The organism is Sphingomonas sp. SDUR79, assembly GCF_056821745.1.
The window spans coordinates 1,943,521-1,964,403 of record NZ_JBPDIN010000001.1; the positions used below are offsets into that span (position 1 = coordinate 1,943,521).

The 20,883-nt window shown below is 64.7% G+C and carries 22 protein-coding genes; 14 read left to right on the plus strand and 8 right to left on the minus strand.

What is annotated here, in order from left to right; all coding sequences use genetic code 11:
* The first annotated feature begins 28 nt into the window (after positions 1–28).
* Positions 29–421, plus strand: a complete 393-nt coding sequence (locus ACRYLO_RS09565) for a hypothetical protein (protein ID WP_482659934.1) — start codon at positions 29–31, stop codon at positions 419–421.
* Between the two features lie 8 nt (positions 422–429).
* The gene (locus tag ACRYLO_RS09570; RefSeq protein ID WP_482659935.1) at positions 430–933 is read left to right on the plus strand and encodes a hypothetical protein; all 504 of its coding nucleotides are present in this window, start codon (positions 430–432) and stop codon (positions 931–933) included.
* On the opposite strand, the gene purT is transcribed toward ACRYLO_RS09570, so the two are convergent.
* Positions 930–2,096 carry a formate-dependent phosphoribosylglycinamide formyltransferase gene (gene purT, locus ACRYLO_RS09575; RefSeq protein ID WP_482659936.1) on the minus strand — a complete coding sequence of 389 codons (1,167 nt, stop codon included), beginning with the start codon at positions 2,094–2,096 and terminating at the stop codon, positions 930–932. The two genes, ACRYLO_RS09570 and purT, sit on opposite strands and share 4 nt — an antisense overlap.
* A gap of 313 nt (positions 2,097–2,409) precedes the next feature.
* On the opposite strand from purT, the gene ACRYLO_RS09580 reads away from it, so the two are divergent.
* Entirely contained in the window at positions 2,410–3,801 is a 1,392-nt protein-coding gene (locus ACRYLO_RS09580) for a methyl-accepting chemotaxis protein (protein WP_482659937.1), read from the plus strand.
* A gap of 52 nt (positions 3,802–3,853) precedes the next feature.
* Here the strand turns inward: ACRYLO_RS09580 and ACRYLO_RS09585 are convergent, their stop codons facing one another.
* Positions 3,854–4,684, minus strand: coding sequence for a 23S rRNA (adenine(2030)-N(6))-methyltransferase RlmJ (locus ACRYLO_RS09585; RefSeq protein ID WP_482659938.1), 831 nt, complete (start codon positions 4,682–4,684; stop codon positions 3,854–3,856).
* Between the two features lie 206 nt (positions 4,685–4,890).
* On the opposite strand from ACRYLO_RS09585, the gene ACRYLO_RS09590 reads away from it, so the two are divergent.
* A complete protein-coding gene (locus ACRYLO_RS09590) occupies positions 4,891–5,211 on the plus strand; it encodes a hypothetical protein (protein ID WP_482659939.1) in 321 nt (106 codons plus the stop codon).
* 24 nt (positions 5,212–5,235) lie between these two features.
* On the opposite strand, the gene ACRYLO_RS09595 is transcribed toward ACRYLO_RS09590, so the two are convergent.
* The gene (locus tag ACRYLO_RS09595) at positions 5,236–5,997 is read right to left on the minus strand and encodes a helix-turn-helix domain-containing protein (RefSeq protein ID WP_482659940.1); all 762 of its coding nucleotides are present in this window, start codon (positions 5,995–5,997) and stop codon (positions 5,236–5,238) included.
* Between the two features lie 255 nt (positions 5,998–6,252).
* On the opposite strand from ACRYLO_RS09595, the gene ACRYLO_RS09600 reads away from it, so the two are divergent.
* Positions 6,253–7,011, plus strand: a complete 759-nt coding sequence (locus ACRYLO_RS09600; RefSeq protein ID WP_482659941.1) for a DUF5131 family protein — start codon at positions 6,253–6,255, stop codon at positions 7,009–7,011.
* On the opposite strand, the gene tcmP is transcribed toward ACRYLO_RS09600, so the two are convergent.
* Positions 6,950–7,888 carry a three-Cys-motif partner protein TcmP gene (tcmP, locus tag ACRYLO_RS09605; RefSeq protein WP_482659942.1) on the minus strand — a complete coding sequence of 313 codons (939 nt, stop codon included), beginning with the start codon at positions 7,886–7,888 and terminating at the stop codon, positions 6,950–6,952. The genes ACRYLO_RS09600 and tcmP overlap by 62 nt on opposite strands.
* Positions 7,889–8,169: 281 nt before the next feature.
* Between tcmP and acnA the strand changes: the two genes are divergently transcribed.
* From acnA to ACRYLO_RS09620, 3 genes are read left to right on the plus strand one after another with little or no spacing between them, the layout of a single operon-like run.
* The gene (gene acnA, locus ACRYLO_RS09610; RefSeq protein WP_482659943.1) at positions 8,170–10,842 is read left to right on the plus strand and encodes an aconitate hydratase AcnA; all 2,673 of its coding nucleotides are present in this window, start codon (positions 8,170–8,172) and stop codon (positions 10,840–10,842) included.
* Positions 10,839–11,207, plus strand: a complete 369-nt coding sequence (locus ACRYLO_RS09615) for a hypothetical protein (RefSeq protein WP_482659944.1) — start codon at positions 10,839–10,841, stop codon at positions 11,205–11,207. Before acnA ends, ACRYLO_RS09615 begins: the two co-directional genes overlap by 4 nt.
* Complete coding sequence (locus ACRYLO_RS09620) at positions 11,204–11,563, plus strand: hypothetical protein (protein ID WP_482659945.1); 360 nt, start codon at positions 11,204–11,206, stop codon at positions 11,561–11,563. Before ACRYLO_RS09615 ends, ACRYLO_RS09620 begins: the two co-directional genes overlap by 4 nt.
* Before the next feature lie 3 nt (positions 11,564–11,566).
* On the opposite strand, the gene ACRYLO_RS09625 is transcribed toward ACRYLO_RS09620, so the two are convergent.
* Complete coding sequence (locus tag ACRYLO_RS09625; protein WP_482659946.1) at positions 11,567–12,499, minus strand: right-handed parallel beta-helix repeat-containing protein; 933 nt, start codon at positions 12,497–12,499, stop codon at positions 11,567–11,569.
* Positions 12,500–12,583: 84 nt separating this feature from the next.
* Complete coding sequence (locus tag ACRYLO_RS09630; RefSeq protein WP_482659947.1) at positions 12,584–13,135, minus strand: type 1 glutamine amidotransferase domain-containing protein; 552 nt, start codon at positions 13,133–13,135, stop codon at positions 12,584–12,586.
* A gap of 103 nt (positions 13,136–13,238) precedes the next feature.
* Between ACRYLO_RS09630 and ACRYLO_RS09635 the strand changes: the two genes are divergently transcribed.
* Positions 13,239–14,246 carry a DNA topoisomerase IB gene (locus ACRYLO_RS09635; RefSeq protein ID WP_482659948.1) on the plus strand — a complete coding sequence of 336 codons (1,008 nt, stop codon included), beginning with the start codon at positions 13,239–13,241 and terminating at the stop codon, positions 14,244–14,246.
* Between the two features lie 9 nt (positions 14,247–14,255).
* The gene (locus ACRYLO_RS09640; RefSeq protein WP_482659949.1) at positions 14,256–15,449 is read left to right on the plus strand and encodes a mechanosensitive ion channel family protein; all 1,194 of its coding nucleotides are present in this window, start codon (positions 14,256–14,258) and stop codon (positions 15,447–15,449) included.
* A gap of 17 nt (positions 15,450–15,466) precedes the next feature.
* Here ACRYLO_RS09640 and ACRYLO_RS09645 read toward each other — a convergent pair whose 3' ends face one another.
* Positions 15,467–16,420, minus strand: a complete 954-nt coding sequence (locus tag ACRYLO_RS09645) for a DUF2167 domain-containing protein (protein WP_482659950.1) — start codon at positions 16,418–16,420, stop codon at positions 15,467–15,469.
* A gap of 257 nt (positions 16,421–16,677) precedes the next feature.
* Here ACRYLO_RS09645 and ACRYLO_RS09650 point away from each other — a divergent pair, with 257 nt between their 5' ends.
* From ACRYLO_RS09650 to ACRYLO_RS09665, 4 genes are all read left to right on the plus strand, one after another.
* Positions 16,678–17,151, plus strand: a complete 474-nt coding sequence (locus ACRYLO_RS09650; RefSeq protein WP_482659951.1) for a MaoC family dehydratase — start codon at positions 16,678–16,680, stop codon at positions 17,149–17,151.
* 126 nt (positions 17,152–17,277) lie between these two features.
* On the plus strand, positions 17,278–18,453 hold the full coding sequence (locus ACRYLO_RS09655; RefSeq protein WP_482659952.1) for an acetyl-CoA C-acyltransferase: 1,176 nt from the start codon (positions 17,278–17,280) through the stop codon (positions 18,451–18,453).
* Between the two features lie 124 nt (positions 18,454–18,577).
* On the plus strand, positions 18,578–18,952 hold the full coding sequence (locus tag ACRYLO_RS09660) for a YkvA family protein (protein ID WP_482659953.1): 375 nt from the start codon (positions 18,578–18,580) through the stop codon (positions 18,950–18,952).
* Complete coding sequence (locus ACRYLO_RS09665) at positions 18,945–19,496, plus strand: demethoxyubiquinone hydroxylase family protein (RefSeq protein ID WP_482659954.1); 552 nt, start codon at positions 18,945–18,947, stop codon at positions 19,494–19,496. The genes ACRYLO_RS09660 and ACRYLO_RS09665 overlap by 8 nt, the downstream gene beginning before the upstream one ends.
* A gap of 9 nt (positions 19,497–19,505) precedes the next feature.
* Here the strand turns inward: ACRYLO_RS09665 and ACRYLO_RS09670 are convergent, their stop codons facing one another.
* Entirely contained in the window at positions 19,506–20,735 is a 1,230-nt protein-coding gene (locus ACRYLO_RS09670) for a polyhydroxyalkanoate depolymerase (protein ID WP_482661711.1), read from the minus strand.
* Positions 20,736–20,883: the final 148 nt, after the last annotated feature.

Genomic DNA, 20,883 nt, shown 5'->3' on the forward strand with positions numbered 1-20,883 from the left:
CACGCCCGAACCGCGTCGGGGACATCGGATGAAGCTCACGAACATCGCGCTGACCGCCGCCACAATCGCCCTGATCGGTGCGCAGCCCGCGCTGGCCCAATATTTCGACGGCCTCAAGGGCAAGAAGCTGCGCACCGCGATCACCGCCGCACAGGCGCACCCCCTGGGCAGCGAAAACAATCCGGTCCGCGCCAAGGGGCCGGAGGGCGAGCGCGGCTATCTCGCCCGCCTGCGTTGCGCCGACGGCAATGCCCCCGCATTCGAACGTCAGGGCAGCACCGGGATCGGCCCCTATCACAACATCCTCGACCTCTACACGGTCCAGTGCGCCGGTGCCGCGCCCCTGTCGGTCTATATCGACATGTACCACAAGCATGCGGAACCCGCCCCGCTCCCCGGCTTCACCATCGTCGCGCCCTGAGTTCGGCAATGGCGCGGATCGACCTCATCTCGCCTCACGCCCCGGTCAACGCCGCGACCCGGCTGAAGGCGGCGATGGAGGACAAGACACCCGACTCCCCGCAATGCGTGCTCGGCACGGGGACCGAGCATGACATGACCCTCTGGGTCCACCGCCCCAATTTCCGCAACGACATGAAGACCCGCCTCGTCGCGACCATGCAGCCCCATGCCGGTGGCACCCGGATCCGCGGCCGGATCGGTGGGCCGCGCAGCGTATTCGTGTTCTTCGGCTGCTGGTTCGGCTTCGTGTCGCTGTTTCTGGTGATCGGCCTCACCATGCTCGCCGCCTCGTTCGCCGAGGGGGTCGGACTTCACGCCCTGATGTTCGTGGTCGTGCCCGTCTTCATGCTGGCAGTCGGCGGCTTCATTCTGTGGGTCGGCAACAGCCACGCGCGCAGCGACCGCGCCGCAATCCTCGCCTTCCTCCACCAAACCCTCGCCACCCGCCCGTTTAACCCGCGCGACCTCTAGCGATAGACGATCCGCACTTTTCCCGCTGCCTCTACCGCCACGCGCCGCGCGCTATCCACATCCCCCGCCAGCGCCAGCGCCACCCCCATCCGCCGATAGGGCCGGGTCGTCGGCTTCCCGAAAATTTGCACATCCACCTCGCCGCCCGGCGTCGCCAAAGCCTCCGCCAGTCCCGCGTACCCCGGCCCTTCGCTGTCCCGATCCGCCAGGATCACCGCCGAAGCCGCCGCCCCGCGCAGCACCACCTCCGGCACCGGCAGCCCCATCACCGCGCGCGCATGCAGGTCGAACTCGGTCAAATTCTGCGAAATCAGCGTCACCAGCCCCGTGTCATGCGGCCGCGGCGACAGCTCGCTGAAGATCACCTCTTCGCCCTTCACAAAGAACTCGACCCCGAACAGCCCGTATCCGCCCAGATCGTCGACCACCTTGCGCGCCATCTCCTGCGCCGCCGCGATCGCGCCCGGCGTCATCGCCGCCGGTTGCCAGCTTTCCTGATAGTCGCCCCGCTCCTGCCGGTGCCCGATCGGCGGACAGAACACGACGCCCTCACGCGTCCGCACCGTCAGCAGCGTGATCTCGTAATCGAAATCGACAAACTCCTCGACGATCACCCGCCGCCGGTCGCCGCGCATATTGGCGACCGCATAGTCCCACGCCGCCTCAAGGCCCTCCGCCTCGCGCACCGTCGTCTGCCCCTTGCCCGACGAGGACATCACCGGCTTGATCACGCACGGCAGCCCCGTATGCGCCGCCCCCGCCAGCACCTCCTCCAAACTCTCGGCATAGCGATAGCGCGACGTGCGCAGCCCCAATTCGACCGCCGCCACCTCGCGAATCGCGTCGCGGTTCATCGTCATCATCGTCGCGCGGGCCGACGGCACCACGCTCACCCCCGCCGCCTCGACCTCCGCCAGCACCTCCGTCCGGATCGCCTCGATCTCGGGCACCACCAGGTCGGGCGCATGCCGCTCGATCGCCGCGCGCAGCGCATCGCCGTCGAGCATCGAGAATACCTCGCACCCGTCCGCCACCTGCATCGCCGGCGCATCGGGATAGGCGTCGCACGCAATCACCTGCGCCCCCAGACGCTTGGCAGAGATAACAAACTCACGCCCCAGTTCCCCGGAGCCCAGCAGCAGGATTTTCGCGGTAAAAGTCATGCCGTGAGCGTTAGGCGATGCGACGCGCGCGGGAAATGGGAAATGGGCGCGACGCCCTCCGCCATGCCGGCCAGACCCTCCAGAAGAGGTCAAAGGCTTCAACAAATGGTAAATTCGGACCTGCGGGCCAACACCACCGAACTCCTACCAAAACTCACCCAAGATATTGATAATAAAAGATAATTTGGCACGCAACCGAGAGGTCCGGATGTATGCGACACCAACAAGGTTCCACCCCGGAGACCAGCGGCAGCACTCCCCGGCTATAGATCATTCGATTCATATGCAGAATGACGCGAAAGGCCCAACGATGATGCACTGGTTCGAGGCGATTGCGCCAATCCGCCAAAAGACACTGGTGGCGTTCGGAACACTGGTCGGCCTGATCCTGTTCACCGGCCTGATCGAACTAGCCAAAGGCGATTGGGTCGCCGCCGCGATCAACGCCGTCTGCGCCATCGTCGCCGGTGCGCTCAGCCTGCAGTTCCGCAAGGCGATCTGCGATCCCTATGTCAACACCGTCGTGCGCATGGAGGCGCTGGCAGCCGGCGATCTCGACAGTCCGATCGCCTATACCGACTATCAGGATTGCGTCGGCCGCATGACCCGCGCGATGTTCACCTTCCGCGACACTGCCAGAGCCCAGATCGAAAGCGCCGCCGAGCAGGCCGAGGTCGTGACCACGCTGCGCTCCAGCCTGCAATCGCTGACCCAGGGCGATTTCACCGCCGATATCCGCACCGAATTCCCGCCGGCCTATGCCGAACTCAAGAACAATTTCAACGCCGCGCTGGCGTCGCTGCGCAACCTGATCGGCTCGGTCATGGACAGCACGCGCAGCATTACCACCGGCTCGACCGAAATCGCCCACGCGTCCGAGGATCTCGCCCGCCGCACCGAAGCCAATGCCGCCAGCCTCGAACAGACCTCCGCCGCCGTGTCGCAGATGCGCGAGCGCCTGCAGTCCAATGCCGAAGCCGCCGAGCGCACCGTCACCCGCGCCGATGGCGCGATTCAGAGCGTCGCCACCGGCCGCACCACCACCGAAGAAGCGGTCCAGGCAATGACCCGCGTCAGCGACAGCGCCAAGGGCATCGACACGGTGATCGAGGGCCTCGACAAGATCGCCTTCCAGACCCGCGTCCTCGCCATGAACGCCGCGGTCGAAGCCGGCCGCGCGGGCGAAGCCGGTCGCGGCTTTGCCGTCGTCGCCGACCTCGTCTCCGCCCTCGCCATGCGCGCCGAGGAAGAGGCCGGCCGCGCCCGCGAACAATTGACCACGACCCAGGCCGATATCGGCACCGCCGTCGACATGGTCCGCAACGTCGACTCCGCCTTCGCCAACATCTCGGGCGATGTCGGCGAAGTCCATGTCCTCCTCGCCGACATGGCCAGCGCGAACGAGGCACAGGCGACCGCGATCCGCCAGATCAGCGTCGCCATCTCCTCGATGGACCAGTCGACGCAACAGAATGCCGCGATGGTCGAGGAAACCTCCGCCGCCGCCCGGAACCTGTCGCGCGAAGTGGAAATGCTCGCCGGACAGGCCGGCCAGTTCAACGTCGGCGGCACCAACACGCCCCGCGCGACCGCCACAGCCCCGGCACGCCAGCCGGCCCGCAAGACGCCGCGTCCGGCCGCGCCAGCCCCGGCCCCGGCCCCCCGGCTGGCCGTCGCGGGCGGCGATCCGTGGGACACGTTCTGATCCGACCGCGTGGAATCGATCCTCCCCGCCAGGGGAGGACCGGCACGAATCCTCAACCGTCCAGCCAGCCGGCCGAGATCACGCCGCGATGCCCGTCCGGCGCAAGCGTGGCGCGGAGCGCTTCCAACACCGGCGGCAGCGCTTGCGTAAAGGCATAGGGCGGATTGACGATAAACAGGCCCGCGCCATTATAGATGCCGGGCTGATCGGCATCATATAACCAATGCTCGACGACCAGGAATTTCGGGATGCGCAGGTTCCGCAGCCTGGTCTTCCACTGCTGATGCGTCGCGCGGTCTTTCAGCGGATACCAGATCACCGTCACGCCATGCGCCCATTTGCGGTGCGCTGCGGCGAGCGTGGCCGTGATCCGGGCGCGCTCGTCGGTCTGCTCGTACGGTGGATCGACCACCACCACCCCGCGCGGCGTGCGCGTCGGCAGCATCGCCAGCCACAGCTCGTACGCATCGCGCTCATGCACTGCAGCCGGCGTGCCCCGCATCGCCCCGCGCAGCGCATACGCGTCCTCGGGATGTTTTTCGTTGAGGATCAGCACGTCCTGCGGGCGCAGCAGTTGCGCTAGCACCCGCGGCGATCCGGGATAGAGCTGCGGCTCCGCCCCGACATTCACCGCCCGCACCGCCGCGCGATAATCGTCCAGCAACGGGTTCGCGTCGGCAAACACCCGCACCACCCCCTGCGCCGCCTCCCCGGTGCGCTGCGCCTCCTCACCGCCCAAGTCATAGAGCCCGCACCCTGCATGGGTGTCGATCAGCGTCAGTGCGCCCTCTTTCAGCTGCAACGCGCGGACCAGAGCGATCAACAGGCTGTGTTTCACCACATCGGCGCTGTTGCCGGCGTGGAAGGAATGGCGATAATTCATTGAAGATCCAAATCCCTGCCGCTCTACCCTTGCCCGCGCGTCGCGCCGCGCAAACGGCGTCGATGCCCCTCTGGCCAAGCCTCAAATCAGCTTTCGCCCTCGGCGGCAACCGGCAGCAGCAACAGCAGCGATCCGCACTCCAACCCGCACCACGGGCCGACGTTCGACTAGGCCCGACCGGATCGGTCATGCTAAGGGCCGCGCCTATGTCGAAATCTCAAAGCAAGGGCGGCGCTGTCCAGGTCGATGGCATCCTCTACGATTGGCACCTGCAACGCGAACCGCATCTGTCCGATGACGAAGGGTGGCGGGGCATGACCCTCTCCCTGCAACAGCGCGATTCCAGACGCGAGGCGCTGGTGGAATTCCCCCCGCCCAAGCGGCTGATGAAGGGCTTGCCGCCCGGTCGTCTCCAGCTCGACGACGCGACAATCACGCGCTGCATCCGCGCCGCGCTGGCGGCGGGATGGGAACCGACCACACGGGGCAAACCGGTGCAGTTCATGGTGGACGCCGACGGCAATTAAGGTGCCGGGCGCTGTCAGCCGCGCTCACGGCACCAGCCCCGGCCGCTCCCCCGCGATCACCGCGCGCTCATACTCCTGCCACGCATCGGCCCGCACCACCGCCTCACGCCGCCGCGCCTGAGCGATCCGGTCCAGCGCCTTCAGCAATGCCGTGTCGGTCTCGTCCCGCGTCGCAAACTCAGGCACGGTCCGCGCCTTCGCCGCCACCACCCGCTCCGCCTGCCGCGCCGCCTGTTCGCGGACCAGCAGCGTGCGCAGCAGTGTCTCCGAATAGCGCCGCCGCGTCCCCGTCACCTTGCCGCCATGGACGATCGGCTCGTCCCAGCCCTCGACGGCGCGCTCCCACGCCACCTGCTCCAGGCACGGCAGCGCCCGCGCCAGCGCCGCCTCGCACGCCGCTGCAAATTCGGGTGAGCGCGTCTTCAGCCGCGTCACCGCACTGCGCGACATCCCCACCCGTTCCGCAGCTTCGGCAATCCCGCCCGTCTCGGCCAGCGCGCGCAGAAACGCCCGCCGCCGCACGTCCGACCACCCGTCCCAGCGTTCGCGCGGCGCAGTCTCCGCGACCTTCGTGCCGCGCTGCTCGATCCACTGCGCCTGCCACTCCGCCACCATCGCGTCCCAGCGTTCGCGAAACTCCGGCTGCCGCCGCCGCCGCGTATAGGCCGACTGGGCGCACCGCCCAATCGCATCCGCCGCCGCCCGCGCCGTCCCGGTCTGTCGCAGCGCCAGCAGAAACGCCGTCTCGGTATCCTGCGTCCAGCGCATATAAGGTCGCTTGATCATCCCCCACCCCGTCCGTCACGTTGAGGGGGAACCAGTTATACGCGACGGGGCTTGTAGGAAAGAACATTTTGGGAACAGAGATCCTCCCCGGAACGGGGAGGGGGACCAGCCGCAGGCTGGTGGAGGGGGCCCGAGGCAGGGGATACCTGTGCGTACACCAGTCATTCCTCCCAGCTAAGTATTTTGGAATTTCGAACCATTGGAATCACTTAGCGACCCTTGCCTAACGCTATGATTCATTTATATTTTCTAACCATGTCTGAGAACTCTCCTATCGAATGGACAGATGCTACGTGGAACCCCGTCGCCGGGTGTTCGCTCGCGTCCGCAGGCTGCACGAACTGCTACGCGATGCGTATGGCGGCGCGGCTGGAAGCGATGGGAGTTCAGAAGTATTCAGGCCTAACTCGAAAGTCCGGCGGGCGAGCAAAGTGGACCGGAAAAGTCCGTTGTGACGAGACATCGCTTGAAGTCCCTCTCAAGTGGCGGTCGCCTCGCAAGGTTTTCGTCAACTCGATGTCGGACCTGTTTCACGATGAGGTGCCCGAAGAGTTCATTCGTAAGGTGTGGGACGTGATGCGGTCGACGCCCCGTCATGACTACCAGTTGCTCACGAAGCGTCCGGACCGAATGCGTGAAGTCCTGTCCAAGCCCGGCTTCGACGTGCTTCCAAATGCTTGGCTGGGAACGAGCGTAGAGAGTGGCGACGTGGTTGGTCGGATCGAACACCTTCAACGTACGCCCGCAGCAATTCGGTTCATTTCATTTGAGCCGCTGATCGGCCCGATTGGCTCGCCTAACCTTGATGGGATTGCGTGGGCGATCGTCGGCGGTGAGTCGGGGCCGGCGGCTCGCCCAATGAATGAAGATTGGGTTTGGGCGATTGAGCGCCTGTGCCGCCGGTTCGACACCGCCTTTTTCTTCAAGCAATGGGGCGGCACCAACAAGAAGGCTACAGGCCGCCTGTTGGGTGGCCGGACCTACGATGAGATGCCGGCGTATATTTCCGCATGACGTGATTGACGCCCCGCTTAATGAGATCGATAGCGCGCGGATTGTTGGATAAGCAGTACAGCTCAAAGAAGTCGCTACCCTTCACGATCAGCGGGAGCGGATCAGACACGTAGCAGAACAAGCTTCCAAGCCTCTGCTTCGCAAAGGCAGCGATTTCAGAAGCTGAAGCTGCCCGCCCTTTCGTTTGATCGGGCACGGGATCGAAGAGCGATGTTTGCGCTGGCCTAGCTTTGTAAAATTGCTCCTCCCACTGATCTCCACCAAAAATCTGCGCTAGCTTGGCTCGTTTGCTCTCATCCACACCCCTTATGTCATGTGCCAACTGCTGCACGACGGCCTTGCGGGGAAAAAGATACCAAACATCAACACGCTTCGTCTCTGCGAGCATTCGTAACGTGTCCCAATCTACGCTCATTCCGTATGGATCGAGAAAAACGACAGCACGCTGTCTCTGAGCGTTCGGCCCTCCTGACCATGGCCGGCGTGAAAATAGCTTGCAAAGTTCCGCATTGGCCTCCCCGTGGGTCACTTGGATATCCAGTGCAAACTCATTCCGAAGCGCTAGCAACTGTTGGCTACGTCGCCGGTGCTGCTCGGCAAACCAATAATGCGCAAAGGGCGGATCTATTCCGAGTGCTTTCTTGGCACTTCCATCCAGATTCCGTTCGAAATGCTCGATAGGCTGACCTTCGAATATCCCACCTCGCTGAAGTTCAGCATGGCGATCTCCTGTTCCAGCGAAGGCGTCAATATACCACGTCTCGAATGACTGATTTCGCAACGCTTTCTGATAAAAATCGAGATACTCTGTAAGAGCCTTCAGCTTGATTTCTGTCCAAACGCCGCCAAAACGGTGCTCAACTCTCTTGCTCGCCATTATGGAACCGCTCCAACCGCAGTAACTTCTCGACCAAACCAAAAGTACTTTCCTGAGCAAGCTAGTTCAAAGCTATACCGCCGTCTATTGGGTCCGCCTGAGCTGCGTGGGAGTGCATCCACTCCGGCTTAAACGGTGAAGTTTCCCCTCCCCTTCCCCCCACGCCCCCTGCCTGCTATCGGCCACGCGAATCTTCGCATTCGCACACCGGCGCGCTCGCGCGGCATTTGCCGCCTCCCCGTGACGCCCGGCGTCAACACGACAGGGAAAGGGACCCGCACATGACAGCCATCGGTCAGGACAGCCTCGGGACGCGTGACACGCTTACCGTGGGTGGCAAGAGCTACACCTATTTCAGCTTTGCCAAGGCGGCCGAGAAGCTGGGCGATGTCAGCCGTCTGCCGTTCAGCATGAAGGTGCTGCTGGAAAACATGCTCCGCTTCGAAGACGGCGTGACCGTCAGCACGGAGGATGCCCAGGCGATCGTCGACTGGCAGAACAACCCGAAGGCGCCGGAGCGTGAGATCCAGTATCGCCCCGCGCGCGTGCTGATGCAGGATTTCACCGGCGTGCCCTGCGTGGTCGATCTGGCCGCGATGCGCGACGCGATGAACGCACTCGGCGCGGACGCGTCGAAGATCAATCCGCAGGTGCCCGTCCACCTCGTCATCGACCATTCGGTCATGGTCGACGAATTCGGCACGCCCCAGGCGTTCGAGGATAACGTCGAGCTGGAATATCAGCGCAACATGGAGCGCTATGACTTCCTGAAATGGGGCAGCAAGAGCCTCGACAATTTCAAGGTCGTCCCCCCCGGCACCGGCATCTGCCATCAGGTGAACCTTGAAAATATCGCGCAGGCGGTGTGGTCGTCGACCACGCCGGACGGCGATCTGGTCGCCTATCCCGACACCTGCGTCGGCACCGACAGCCACACCACGATGATCAACGGCCTGGGCGTGCTCGGCTGGGGCGTCGGCGGGATCGAGGCGGAGGCCGCGATGCTCGGCCAGCCGGTGTCGATGCTGATCCCCGAAGTCGTCGGCTTCAAGTTCACCGGCGAACTGGCCGAGGGGATCACCGCGACCGACCTCGTGCTGACCTGCACCCAGATGCTGCGCGCGCGCGGCGTGGTCGGCCGCTTCGTCGAATATTTCGGCCCGGGCCTCGCCTCGCTCAGCCTCGCGGACCGCGCGACGCTCGCCAACATGGCGCCCGAATATGGCGCGACCTGCGGCTTCTTCGGCATCGACGACAAGACGCTCGATTACATGCGCCTCACCGGCCGCTCGGAAGAGAATGTCGCGCTGGTCGAAGCCTACGCCAAGGCACAGGGCTTCTGGCTCGACCCGAATGCAGAGCCGGTGTTCACCGACGTGCTCGAACTCGATCTTAGCAGCGTCCAGCCGTCGCTCGCCGGGCCGAAGCGTCCGCAGGACAAGGTGCTGCTGGGCAGCGTCGATGACGTCTTCAACGCCGACCTGACCTCGGTCTACAAGAAGGACGAGGCCGTCCGCGTGCCGGTCGCGGGTCGCGACCATGACATCGGCGACGGCGACGTCGTGATCGCCGCGATCACCAGCTGCACCAACACCTCGAACCCCAGCGTGCTGATCGCCGCCGGCCTCGTCGCCAAGAAGGCGGTCGAAAAGGGCCTCAGCCCCAAGCCGTGGGTCAAGACCTCGCTCGCCCCGGGGTCGCAGGTCGTGACCGACTATCTGATCAAGGCGGGGCTGCAGGATTATCTGAACCAGGTCGGTTTCAACCTGGTCGGCTATGGCTGCACCACCTGCATCGGCAATTCGGGTCCGCTGGCCGAGCCGATTTCGGCCGCGATCAACGGCAACGACATCGTCGCCGCGTCGGTCCTGTCGGGCAACCGCAACTTCGAAGGCCGCGTGTCGCCCGACGTGCGCGCCAACTTCCTCGCCTCGCCCCCGCTGGTCGTCGCCTATGCGCTCAAGGGCACCGTGGTTCAGGATTTCATCACGACCCCGATCGGAACCGGCTCGGACGGCGCGGCTGTCTACTTGAAGGACATCTGGCCCACCAATGACGAAATCCGCGCGGTGATGGACGGCGCGCTAACCCGCGACATGTTCGTTTCGAGATATTCGACCGTGTTTTCCGGCGACGAACGCTGGCAGGCCATCGACGTCACCGGCTCCGCCACCTACAGCTGGCGCGCCGGGTCAACCTATGTCGCAAATCCCCCGTATTTCGAGGGACTTACGATGGACCCGAAGCCGGTGACCGACATCATCGAAGCCAAGCCGCTGGCGATCTTCGGCGATTCGATCACCACCGACCACATCTCCCCCGCCGGCTCGATCAAGGCGGACAGCCCGGCCGGAAAATGGCTGCAAGAACATCAGGTTAGCAAGGCCGACTTCAACAGCTACGGCGCGCGTCGTGGCCACCACGAAGTCATGATGCGCGGCACCTTCGCCAATATCCGCATTAAAAATCAGATGCTTGACGGCATCGAAGGCGGCATGACCCACTATCACGGCGAAGTCATGCCAATCTACGACGCCGCGATGCGCCACAAAGCCGACGGCACCCCCCTGGTCGTCATCGGCGGCAAGGAATATGGCACCGGTTCGTCGCGCGACTGGGCGGCGAAGGGCACAAATCTCCTTGGAGTCCGGGCAGTTATCGTCGAGAGCTTTGAGCGTATCCACCGCTCGAACCTGGTCGGCATGGGCGTCCTGCCGCTGCAGTTCGCCGAGGGTGTGACCCGCGAAACGCTCGGCCTCAAGGGCGACGAAACCTTCACCATCACCGGCGTTTCGGGCCTGCGCCCGCGTGAGGATGTCGAGGTCAAGCTGACCCGCGCCGACGGCAGCACCGAAACCTTCCTGACCCGCTGCCGCATCGATACCGTCAACGAACTGGAATATTTCCTCAACGGCGGCATCCTGCAGTATGTGCTGCGGAAGCTGGCTGCATGATCTGCATGGCGCTCCCGTTGTTCGCGGCCGGGCTGTGCCTCGACCGCGAGCCGGGGGCGCCATGGATCCGGTTCCAGGAAAAGGGCCAAGGGCCGGTGTTCGTCGATCCGACCAGCGTCAAGGACGAGGGCGGTGAGAAGGTCATCCGCCTGCTCGATACCGCCGAAACCCCGGCCACGCGCGACATCTATATCGACGTGTCGGTATCCTGCGTGAAGCGCCAGGCAATGATCATCCGCCTGACCGAAGCGAATTCGGACAAGACAACCGACGTCGCACCTGAAAATCGCGAACGGGCCGATCCCGACCATCCGTTCACACGCAAGCTCGTCGACTTCGTCTGCGACGGAAAGCCGCTCAAATGATCCGCGCCACCATTACGCTCGGCCTGATCGCCCTAGCGCTACCCGCCAACGCACAGACGTGGAAGCCGGTGCCGGGCGCGGCGAACGTCGCCTTTGCGATCGACACTGCGAGCATCAAACGCGAAGGCAAATGGCGTGTGTTCCGCACCCGCACGACATCGCTCGGAGTGGAGGGTACGATCATCGGCACGGCAGCGATGGACTGCGCCGCAGGGGTTACCGAATTGCGCGGCCAGCGCCTGCTGGCGCGCGGCCGGGTCGTGCGCGAGCGCGTGTTCCCGATCGGCAAACGCCCGCGTCAGAAGATCGCCAATCCGGCCAAGGATCCGGCGTTCCGGATCGTCTGTCGGGGGTAACCCTTAGCGTCGCGCCATCACCGCGATCCGGTCGGCCAGATCGTTGTCGCGCACCGTCACCGCGTCGCGCGACCAGTTGCCGACGAATGTCGTGCTCTCCTTGAACCCCGGCGACAGCCACGCCTTGTTGCCTTCGATCACAAGTCCCGCAGAGCTGTGCTTCGCCCCTTCCGGCGCAACGGCGATGATTGTGCCGTAATTGTCCTTGGCTGGCCCTTGTTCGAACGCGTTGCCCGCGATCCGGCCCGATGCGCCGTTGGACAGGTCGATCGCGTAATTGGTGTTGCGGCCCAAGCTGTCGTCGAAACTGGAGTTGAGGATTTCGACGCGCGGCGCGCGCACCTTCACATAATGCCCCCCCGTGCCGCGTTCGAAACGCGATTCGAACACGCGCACGCTGCCGTAATTGCCGACATAGATGGCATGCGCGCCATTGCCGGTCGGGTCCTTGCCCAGGCCAGCAAAGGTCGAGCGTTCGATGGTGATCGTCCCGCGCGGATCGCTGGCGGTGAGGATGCCGCACTGGCCGTCGATGAACATGGCGTTGGTGACGTGGAGATTGCCGGTTTCCAGCCGGATGCCGGCGCCATTCCCGTCCTCGACCAGCGTGCGCATGAACACGATACCGTCCACCTTCGCACCGCGCCCGCGCAGCACCAGCGTCGCCTTGCCCTCACAGATCGCGCGGTCGAACACCGCCTTGCCGGGCACCTGTGCGACATAGGTGATGTCGCCCGCCTCTTGCACCGCGCATTCGCCATAGCGGCCCGGCGCGATGCGGATCGTGCCGCGGCGTTCGCCGATCGCGGTGACCGCTTCCTGGAGGCTGGCGAAGGACTGGCCCGTTTCTTCGATGGTGAAGGGCGCCTCCTGTCCCTGCGGCAGCGCGGGGGCGGTGGTGGCGAGCAGGGCGGCGGCGAGCGTGAACAGGCGCATGAGGATGGCTCCGGCGGTTTGCCGGAGGATATGCGCGCGGAATGTTAAAAAGCCCCTCCCGCGCGTGGGAGGGGCTTTGAAGGGTCAGGCGTCCGCTGTCTCTTTCGTCAGCGCCGCCTTGATCGCATCGATGAAGGCGGGGATGTCGTCGGGGTTGCGGCTGGTGATCAGATTGCCGTCCACGACCACTTCTTCATCTTCAACCGTCGCGCCGGCATTTTCCAGATCGGTGCGCAGGCTGGGCCAACTGGTCGCGCGCTTGCCATCGACGATATCCGCTTCGATCAGCAGCCACGGCGCGTGACAGATCGCGGCGACGGTCTTGCCGTCGTCGAAAAACTCCTGGATCAGGCTGATCGTGGTGTCGTCCATCCGCAGTGTATCGGGATTGTGGACGCCGCCGGGCAGGACCAGCGCGTCGAAGTCTTCGCTATCGATGTCGCTGACCAGCGTGTCAGGCGTAATGCTCTCGCCCTTCTCACCGCCGCTCTCGCCGGTGATCGGGTCCATCTTCAGCGACGCCAGCGTCACCTGAACGCCCGCGTCGAGCAGCGCCTGACGCGGCTTCATCAGTTCGGACGTTTCGAAACCGTCGGTTGCGATCATCAGTACGCGTGCCTGGGAAAGCTCGGTCATCTTCGTTTCTCCTCATGGGGGTTGCCCCCTCAACAGGTCAGCCGCGACGCAGTTCCGGAACGATGCGGCGGGATGCGCATTGATCCGCCATGACGAGGGCGAAATGAGCGGAAAGCTGCGCTATTGCGATGATCGGCAACCCGGTATTGCGCGCCGGGCGGTGCGCGGCGGTTGGGGCTATTGGGATGCGGATGGCAACCGCATCACCGACCGCGACGAGATCGACCGGTTGAACGCGATCGCCCTGCCCCCGGCTTATATCGACGCCTGGTATTGTCCACATGCCGACGGGCATCTGCAGGCGACCGGCATCGATGCCCGGGGGCGCAAGCAATATCGCTACCACCCGGAGTTCCGTGCGGCGCAGGAGGCGGCGAAGTATGACCGCTGCGCCAGTTTCGGCCATCGCCTGTCGCGCCTGCGCGCCAAGATCGAGATCGACCTCCGCAAGCGCGCGCTGACCCGCGACCGCGCGGTCGCCGCCGTCGTGCGCCTGCTCGACCTGGGCCATGTCCGCGTCGGGAATGAGGGTTATGCCAAGGCGAACAAGAGCTTTGGCGCAACCACGCTGCGCCGCCGCCATGCCAAGCTGGAGGGGCGCAGCCTGAAGCTGCAATATCGCGCCAAGTCGGGCCGCATCCGCGTGCTGCGCATCACCGACGGCAGCCTGATCGGCTTCGTCAAGAAGTGCCAGGATCTGCCCGGCCAGCATCTGTTCGGCTGGCTCGACGATGCAGGCGAAGCGCATCCGGTTACGTCGAGCGACGTAAACGCCTATATCCGCGACGCGATGGGCGATGATTTCACCGCCAAGCATTTCCGCACCTGGGGGGCGAGCGTGATCGCGTTCGAGACGCTGGCGACAGCGCCCGGCCATGTCGGGATGAAGACGCTGCTGGAGCCGGTGACCGCCGCGCTGGGCAACACGCCGAGCATCGCCCGCAAATCCTATGTCCACCCCGACCTGATCGAACTCGCCAAGGACCGCGATGCGCAGGCCGCGTTTCGCGAGACCCTCGCGCTGCCGCGCACGACGCGCTACCTGTCGCGCGCCGAGCGGGGGCTGATCGCCTTTCTCGAGACCGGCGGCATCACCGCCAAGGCCGCCTGAAGGATTTCAATGACTGTTGCCAATACCTCTGCTGCTGCGCAGGACGCCGCCGCTAATTCCAGCGAAGCGCTGGAGGTGCAGACCCGCGCCTTCTTCACCGACGCCAGCCTGTGGGTGCAGTCGCATTGGCTGCAAATACTGATCGCAACCGGCATCGCGGTCGGCGTTGTCCTGTTGCTCTATTGGTTGCGTAGCTGGGGCACGAAACTGTGCCAGCGTGCTGACGGACCAATGGGATGGGGCACGATTGTCGGGCGCGCGGTTTCGCGCACCGGCAGCTTTTTCATCGTGATGCTCGCGGTCCGGCTGGTCTCCAACTATGCCGCGCCGCCAGCGATGCTGGAGCAGACAATCGCCTTCCTGTTCACCGTGGCGGTGGTGTTCCAGGGTGCGATTTGGGCGCGGGAGCTCATCCTCGGCGCCATCGAGAAAAAGACCGAGTCCGAGAATTACCATGGTGAGGCGCTATTGTCGGCGCTGGGCCTGATCCGCCTGCTCGTCACGGTCGCGCTCTTCGCGATCGCGCTGGTCGTGGTGCTCGACAATCTGGGCGTCAACGTCACCGGTCTGGTTGCGGGTCTGGGCGTCGGCGGAATCGCCATCGGCCTGGCGGCGCAGGGCATCTTTGCCGATTTGTTCGCGGCGCTGGCGATCATCTTCGACAAGCCGTTCCGCCGAGGGGACAAGGTCATGTACGACCAGACCGTCGGCGTGGTGGAGGAAATCGGCCTCAAGTCGACGCGCGTGCGCTCGTTCGACGGCGAGGTGCGGGTGATCGCCAACAAGCAGCTGCTCGACAAGGAAATCCACAATATTTCCAACCGCGAGCATGTCCGCATCAAGCTGCCGGTGGGCGTCGCCTATGAAACGCCGCCTGAACAGCTGGAGGCGTTGCCCGCCATGCTGACCGGTATCGTTGAAGAGGCTGGCGGGATCGTGGCGCGGGCGAGTTTCGAGACGCTGGGCGCGAGCTCGGTCGATTTTGCCTTGTGGTTCGACATTCCGGGCGACGACTGGCCGACTGCGCACAAGGTGCGCGATAAGGTGATCATCGGGATCCTGCGCCGCTTTGCTGCCGAAGGCATCTCGATCCCCTATCCGACGCAGACGACCTACACTGCTGATCCGAGCGGCAAGCTGATCCTGCCCTATCCCGAGGTGCAGCCGGTGATGCGCGTCGACAAGGAGGCGGGGGAGCGCTGAGTCGCCCCCCGACTGCCTCATTCCTCGACCGCATCCTTGTCGACGTCGCGACCGGTCAGCTTGCGGACAAAGCCCATGACTGCCCCGCCGACGGCCAGAAGGCCGAAGAGGATCAGTTTCCAGAATTTGGCAAGGACGGCGAGCAGGCCGGCCTTCTTGGCAACGGCCGCCGCCGCGCCCCCGCCGACGAGGCCGGCCAGGCCATAGCCCGCCGCCTGATCGGTGGTGGCATCGAAATCGGCATAGCGCGCGCCCGGTTCGAACTCGGCGGCCCTCCCGAAGGCAGCAGCCGCCGCGCGGACCTGTGTCAGCATTGGCATGGTCGCCACCATGTTCAGGCTCAGCACGCCCGACCGCCCGAGCAGGCGGACGTCATAGTTGAGGCTGTTGACCTTGCTGTCATTGGAGGCGAGCTCGCGCGCCCAGATCAGCGAGTGGTGGCCCGGATCATAGGATGGCGACTGCGCCCATCCGACGAGGGTGAGGGTCGGCAGACCCGCCTGAGTGCGCTGGGCATTGTCCGCCGCCTCACCTTCGCGCAGCGATTGCAGCACCGCGTCGTAATCCTGGCTGGCCGCATCCGAATCCGACACGTAACCGGTGTCGCGATAGGTGATGACCGCGCCCCACGCATCGTCGAACGGCGTCTTGCCACGTTCCATGACCATGCCGAGCACATCGGACACCGAGTCCGGGTGATTGCCCCAGACCTGCGTCAGGACACGCTTCGCATCCTCGGCAGGCAGGAAATAATAGCGGTCGCCAAGGTGGAGCACCGCCCGCGCCTCCGACAGGCGCACGTCCCCGGATTGGGGGGCGAGCGCGCGGAGAAACGCCTTGGCATCCTTCGGAAGCGAGTCGTCGATGCGGATCATCGCCGCGGCTGGGGTGGTGGGAATCTGGGCGGTTGCCGGTCCGGACAACACGGCAGCCGTCAACAGCGCCACGGCGGCGCGAGTCGCAATTTTCATGAATCTTACCCCCCTGTTCCCCAAAGTGATTAGGCCAGCACCAGCATTGGGTCGTCAAGTGCGTTTCGGAACCTCCGTGCGGCGCGCGCGGCGTCGAACCCCCGCCTTGCCGCAACGTCACTTTCGAAGATTGGGTTTGGTCGAATCATACTGTTAGCCGGGGATTGCGCGGAAGTTTTCAGAATTGAAGTAGGCGGTCTTGCCCCACGCCGCGCTTGCCCCTAGATGCGGGAACCAGCTTGGCGCAGGGATTTGTCATGGCCGATACCGACACGCAGGATAGCGTCACGATCCAGCAGCTTGCGGCGCAGGCGGGCGACGCGCGCGTGTCGGACTGGGTCACCGTGTCGCAGGAGATGATCGACAAGTTCGCCGACGCGACCGGCGATCATCAGTTCATCCATGTCGATCCGGCCAAGGCCGCGATGACCCCGTTCGGCGGCACGATCGCGCACGGGTTTCTGACCCTGTCGCTGATGCCGCTGCTCAGCCAGAAGACGCCGCAGCCCCGGATCGAGGGGCTGAAAATGGGCGTCAACTATGGCGGCAACAAGGTGCGGTTCCTGACCCCGGTACGCTCTGGCAGCCGGGTACGCGGGCGCTTCAAGACGCTCGAACTGGTCGAGAAACGCCCGGGCCAGTGGCAGCAGACCGTCGAATTCACCATCGAGATCGAGGGGCAGGACAAGCCCGCATTGATCGCCGAATGGATCAGTCAGCTTTTTGTCTAAGTCCCCCTCCCGCTTGCGGGAGGGGTTAGGGGAGGGTCTGTCCCGAACCTCAGGTGTCAACAGGGGGGCGACATGCCCTCCCCCGCCCCCTCCCGCCAGCGGGAGGGGAGAAGAAGGAAGAAGAGCATGCGTTCTGCCGTCATCGTTTCCACTGCCCGCACCCCGATCGGCCGCGCCTATCGCGGGGCGTTCAACGCGCTTCCGTCCCAGACGCTGGCCGCCAAGTCGATCGAGGCCGCGGTCGCGCGCGCCGGAATCGATGGCGCCGAAGTTCAGGACGTGATCCTCGGTGCCGCGCTGCAGCAGGGGCATCAGGCCGGTAACATCGCGCGCCAGGCGCTGCTGCGCGCCGGCCTGCCCACCAGCGTGTCGGGCATGTCGGTCGACCGCCAGTGCGCCAGCGGCCTGATGGCGATCGCCACCGCCGCCAAGCAGATCGTGGTCGATAACATGGACATCACCATCGGCGGCGGCGTGGAGAGCATCAGCCTGGTGCAGACGCCGCAGATGCGCGTTGCGATGGATCCCGAGCTGCTGGCGATGCACAATGACGTGTACATGCCGATGCTGCAGACCGCCGAAGTGGTCGCCGCGCGCTATGGCGTCAGCCGCGAAGTTCAGGACGAATATGGCTTCCAGTCGCAGCAGCGCACCGCCGCCGCCCAGGCCGCGGGCAAGTTCGATGACGAGATCATCCCGGTCACCGCGACGATGAACATCGTCAACAAGGAGACGAAGGAAGTCACCCAGAAGGAAGTGACGCTGACCAAGGACGAGGGCAACCGCCCCGAGACCACGCTGGAGGGCCTGCAGTCGCTCCAGCCGGTCGTTCCCAACGGCACCGTCACCGCCGGCAATGCCAGCCAGCTGTCGGACGGCTCCTCGGCCAGCGTGCTGATGGAGGAAAAGCTCGCCGAGAAGCGCGGCCTGACCCCGCTCGGCCGCTACGTCGGCATGGCGGTTGCGGGCACCAAGCCCGACGAGATGGGCATCGGCCCGGTCTATGCGATCCCGGCATTGCTCGACCGCTTCAACCTGAAGATGGACGATATCGGCCTGTGGGAGCTGAATGAGGCGTTCGCGGTGCAGGTGCTGTATTGCCGCGACAAGCTCGGCATTCCGGACGAACTGCTCAACGTCAACGGCGGCTCGATCTCGATCGGCCACCCCTATGGCATGACCGGCGCGCGCTGCACCGGCCACGCGCTGATCGAAGGCAAGCGCCGCGGTGCGAAGTACGTCGTGGTGACGATGTGCGTCGGCGGCGGCATGGGCGCGGCGGGGCTGTTCGAGGTTTTGTAAGCCGCTTTCGCGCGTAGAGTTGGAAGAAGCCGGCGGAGCGATCCGCCGGCTTTTTCGTGCCGATGGTGTAGTGCCAAAATCTGTGCCGCTTGACGCCGCGCGGGCGGTGGCACATCGCAGGCGCATGGCCAACCGACAGTCCTTCACGCACCGCATCCGGGTCGAGGCGCATGCCGTGTGGCTGGCCGTGCGCGATCCGCGCACGCCGGTGTTCGCCAAGCTGGTCGGGCTGCTGGTCGCTGCCTACGCGCTCTCGCCGATCGACCTGATCCCCGATTTTATCCCGGTGCTGGGGCTGGTGGATGACGCGATCCTGATCCCGGCGGGCATCTGGCTGTTTGAAAAACTGGTCCCCGCTGGCTTGATGGCCGAACACCGCGCGACCGCTGCCGCCGCAGCAGAGCGCCCGGTCAGCAAATGGGGGATCGCCATCGTGATCGCGTTATGGGCGCTCATCGCGTTCGTGGTCTATGAGTTCCTGATGCTCGGCTATGACTGAGCCGAGCCTTACGGCAACGCTGCACGGTTCCGAAACGCTCGGCGACCGGATCATGAAGGTCAATCATGCGGGCGAGCAGGGCGCGATTGCGGTGTATGCGACCCAACGCTGGATTGCGCGTTGGCGCGCACCTGAGATGGTCGCTGAACTTACCGATTTCCTCGCCCATGAGCGCCGACACCGCACGCTATTCGCAGCCGAACTCGCCACGCGTGGACGCGCCCGTTGCCGCAGCTACCACCTGTGCGCCCTTGGCGGCATCGCAGCCGGGATCGTGACCGGCCTTATGGGTCGCCACGCTATCGCTGCGACCACCGTAGCGATCGAGCGCGTGGTGCTGCACCATTTGACGCTCCAGCTCGCTGCACTCAACGGCAAGGATGCCGCCGCATGTGCAACGATCCGCGCAATCATCGCCGAGGAGCAGGAGCATCACGACCGTTCCGCCACCCGGCTGGGCGCGCCGACGCTGCTTGAACGCGTCATCGACCGCGCCGTCGCCAGCGCGACAGAGACGGTCATCTGGCTCGGGATGCGCCTCTGACCGCCCCGCTCAGCTGTGCGCTGCGATCCAATCTTCCAGTACCGGCGCGATGCGGTTGCGCCATTTGCTCCCGTTGAAGATGCCGTAATGGCCGACATCCTCGGCCATATGATATTTCTTCATCTTGGCGGGCAGCTTGGTGGCGATGGTCAGCGCCGCCTTGGTCTGGCCGAGGCCTGAGATATCGTCCTTCTCGCCCTCGATCGCCAACAGCGCGGTGTCGGTGATCGCCGCCGGATCGACCCGGCGGCCACGGTGCATCATCTCGCCCTTGGGCAGGGCATGTGACTGGAACACGACATCGATCGTCTGGAGGTAGAATTCCGACGTCATGTCACACACCGAGCGATATTCGTCGTAGAAGCGCATCGTCGAATCCGCGCTTTCGCCATCGCCCTTCACCAGGTGCTTGAACATCTCCCAGTGCGAATTCATGTGGTTGCCCAGGTTCATGGTCATGAACCCGGCGAGCTGGAGAAAGCCCGGATAGACGGTGCGCCCGGCCCCCGGATAGGTGCCGGGGACGGTCGCGATCACATTCTGCTTGAACCAGCTGTGCGGCCGTTCGGTCGCCAGCGTGTTGACCGCGGTCGGCGCCTCACGCGTATCGATCGGCCCGCCCATCAGGGTCAGCGTGCGCGGCGTATTGGGATGCTTGTCGGCATTCATCAGCGCGACGGCGGCATAGACCGGCACCGATGGCTGGCAGACGGCGAGCACGTGCGGCCGGGCATCGCCCTCCGCCCCGATCGTCGCGAGAAATTCGATCACGTAATCGACATAGTCGTCGAGATCGAAGCGCCCGTCGCTGAGCGGCACCTGTCGCGCGTCGCGCCAGTCGGTGATGTAGACATCGGCCACGGGGAGCATCCGCTGCACCGTGCCGCGCAGCAGCGTCGCGAAATGCCCGCTCATCGGCGCGACGATCAGCAGCTTGGGTCCGCCCTCGACGCCTTCGCGCACGAAGCGCTTGAGCTGGCCGAACGGTTTGCGCAGCACGATTTCCTCATGCACCGCCACCTGCTTGCCGTTGATCTCGGTGACATCCAGCCCAAATTCGGGCTTGCCGCGCGGCGCCGAGGCATGGGCGAACACTTCGAGCGCGGAGGCAAGGATCGGGCCGCCGCCGAAATAGGCAAAGGGATTGGCCGGATTATTGAGCAGGCCTGCGCTGAAATTCGCCAGCGCGCTCGCACCGGCCAGCATCGAGCGCTGAAGTTCATAGGCGTTATACAGCATCGGCAATCAACATCCCCGCCCCGGGCGGGGCAATGACAACGGTCTCCTAGACTTTATAGCGGGCTCATGCTGCAGTGCAAACGCGACGTACCGGATTTTCGATCCGCCAAGCCTGTTCCCTTGCCTCTCGCTTCACGCTAGGCGGCGG

Bases quoted from the DNA above. Each gene is read 5' to 3' on its own strand.
- ACRYLO_RS09565 (WP_482659934.1), top strand. From the start codon at position 29: ATGAAGCTCACGAACATCGCGCTGACCGCCGCCACAATCGCCCTGATC.
- ACRYLO_RS09570 (WP_482659935.1), top strand. From the start codon at position 430: ATGGCGCGGATCGACCTCATCTCGCCTCACGCCCCGGTCAACGCCGCG.
- purT (WP_482659936.1), bottom strand. From the start codon at position 2,096: ATGACTTTTACCGCGAAAATCCTGCTGCTGGGCTCCGGGGAACTGGGG.
- ACRYLO_RS09580 (WP_482659937.1), top strand. From the start codon at position 2,410: ATGCACTGGTTCGAGGCGATTGCGCCAATCCGCCAAAAGACACTGGTG.
- ACRYLO_RS09585 (WP_482659938.1), bottom strand. From the start codon at position 4,684: ATGAATTATCGCCATTCCTTCCACGCCGGCAACAGCGCCGATGTGGTG.
- ACRYLO_RS09590 (WP_482659939.1), top strand. From the start codon at position 4,891: ATGTCGAAATCTCAAAGCAAGGGCGGCGCTGTCCAGGTCGATGGCATC.
- ACRYLO_RS09595 (WP_482659940.1), bottom strand. From the start codon at position 5,997: ATGATCAAGCGACCTTATATGCGCTGGACGCAGGATACCGAGACGGCG.
- ACRYLO_RS09600 (WP_482659941.1), top strand. From the start codon at position 6,253: ATGTCTGAGAACTCTCCTATCGAATGGACAGATGCTACGTGGAACCCC.
- tcmP (WP_482659942.1), bottom strand. From the start codon at position 7,888: ATGGCGAGCAAGAGAGTTGAGCACCGTTTTGGCGGCGTTTGGACAGAA.
- acnA (WP_482659943.1), top strand. From the start codon at position 8,170: ATGACAGCCATCGGTCAGGACAGCCTCGGGACGCGTGACACGCTTACC.
- ACRYLO_RS09615 (WP_482659944.1), top strand. From the start codon at position 10,839: ATGATCTGCATGGCGCTCCCGTTGTTCGCGGCCGGGCTGTGCCTCGAC.
- ACRYLO_RS09620 (WP_482659945.1), top strand. From the start codon at position 11,204: ATGATCCGCGCCACCATTACGCTCGGCCTGATCGCCCTAGCGCTACCC.
- ACRYLO_RS09625 (WP_482659946.1), bottom strand. From the start codon at position 12,499: ATGCGCCTGTTCACGCTCGCCGCCGCCCTGCTCGCCACCACCGCCCCC.
- ACRYLO_RS09630 (WP_482659947.1), bottom strand. From the start codon at position 13,135: ATGACCGAGCTTTCCCAGGCACGCGTACTGATGATCGCAACCGACGGT.
- ACRYLO_RS09635 (WP_482659948.1), top strand. From the start codon at position 13,239: ATGAGCGGAAAGCTGCGCTATTGCGATGATCGGCAACCCGGTATTGCG.
- ACRYLO_RS09640 (WP_482659949.1), top strand. From the start codon at position 14,256: ATGACTGTTGCCAATACCTCTGCTGCTGCGCAGGACGCCGCCGCTAAT.
- ACRYLO_RS09645 (WP_482659950.1), bottom strand. From the start codon at position 16,420: ATGAAAATTGCGACTCGCGCCGCCGTGGCGCTGTTGACGGCTGCCGTG.
- ACRYLO_RS09650 (WP_482659951.1), top strand. From the start codon at position 16,678: ATGGCCGATACCGACACGCAGGATAGCGTCACGATCCAGCAGCTTGCG.
- ACRYLO_RS09655 (WP_482659952.1), top strand. From the start codon at position 17,278: ATGCGTTCTGCCGTCATCGTTTCCACTGCCCGCACCCCGATCGGCCGC.
- ACRYLO_RS09660 (WP_482659953.1), top strand. From the start codon at position 18,578: ATGGCCAACCGACAGTCCTTCACGCACCGCATCCGGGTCGAGGCGCAT.
- ACRYLO_RS09665 (WP_482659954.1), top strand. From the start codon at position 18,945: ATGACTGAGCCGAGCCTTACGGCAACGCTGCACGGTTCCGAAACGCTC.
- ACRYLO_RS09670 (WP_482661711.1), bottom strand. From the start codon at position 20,735: ATGCTGTATAACGCCTATGAACTTCAGCGCTCGATGCTGGCCGGTGCG.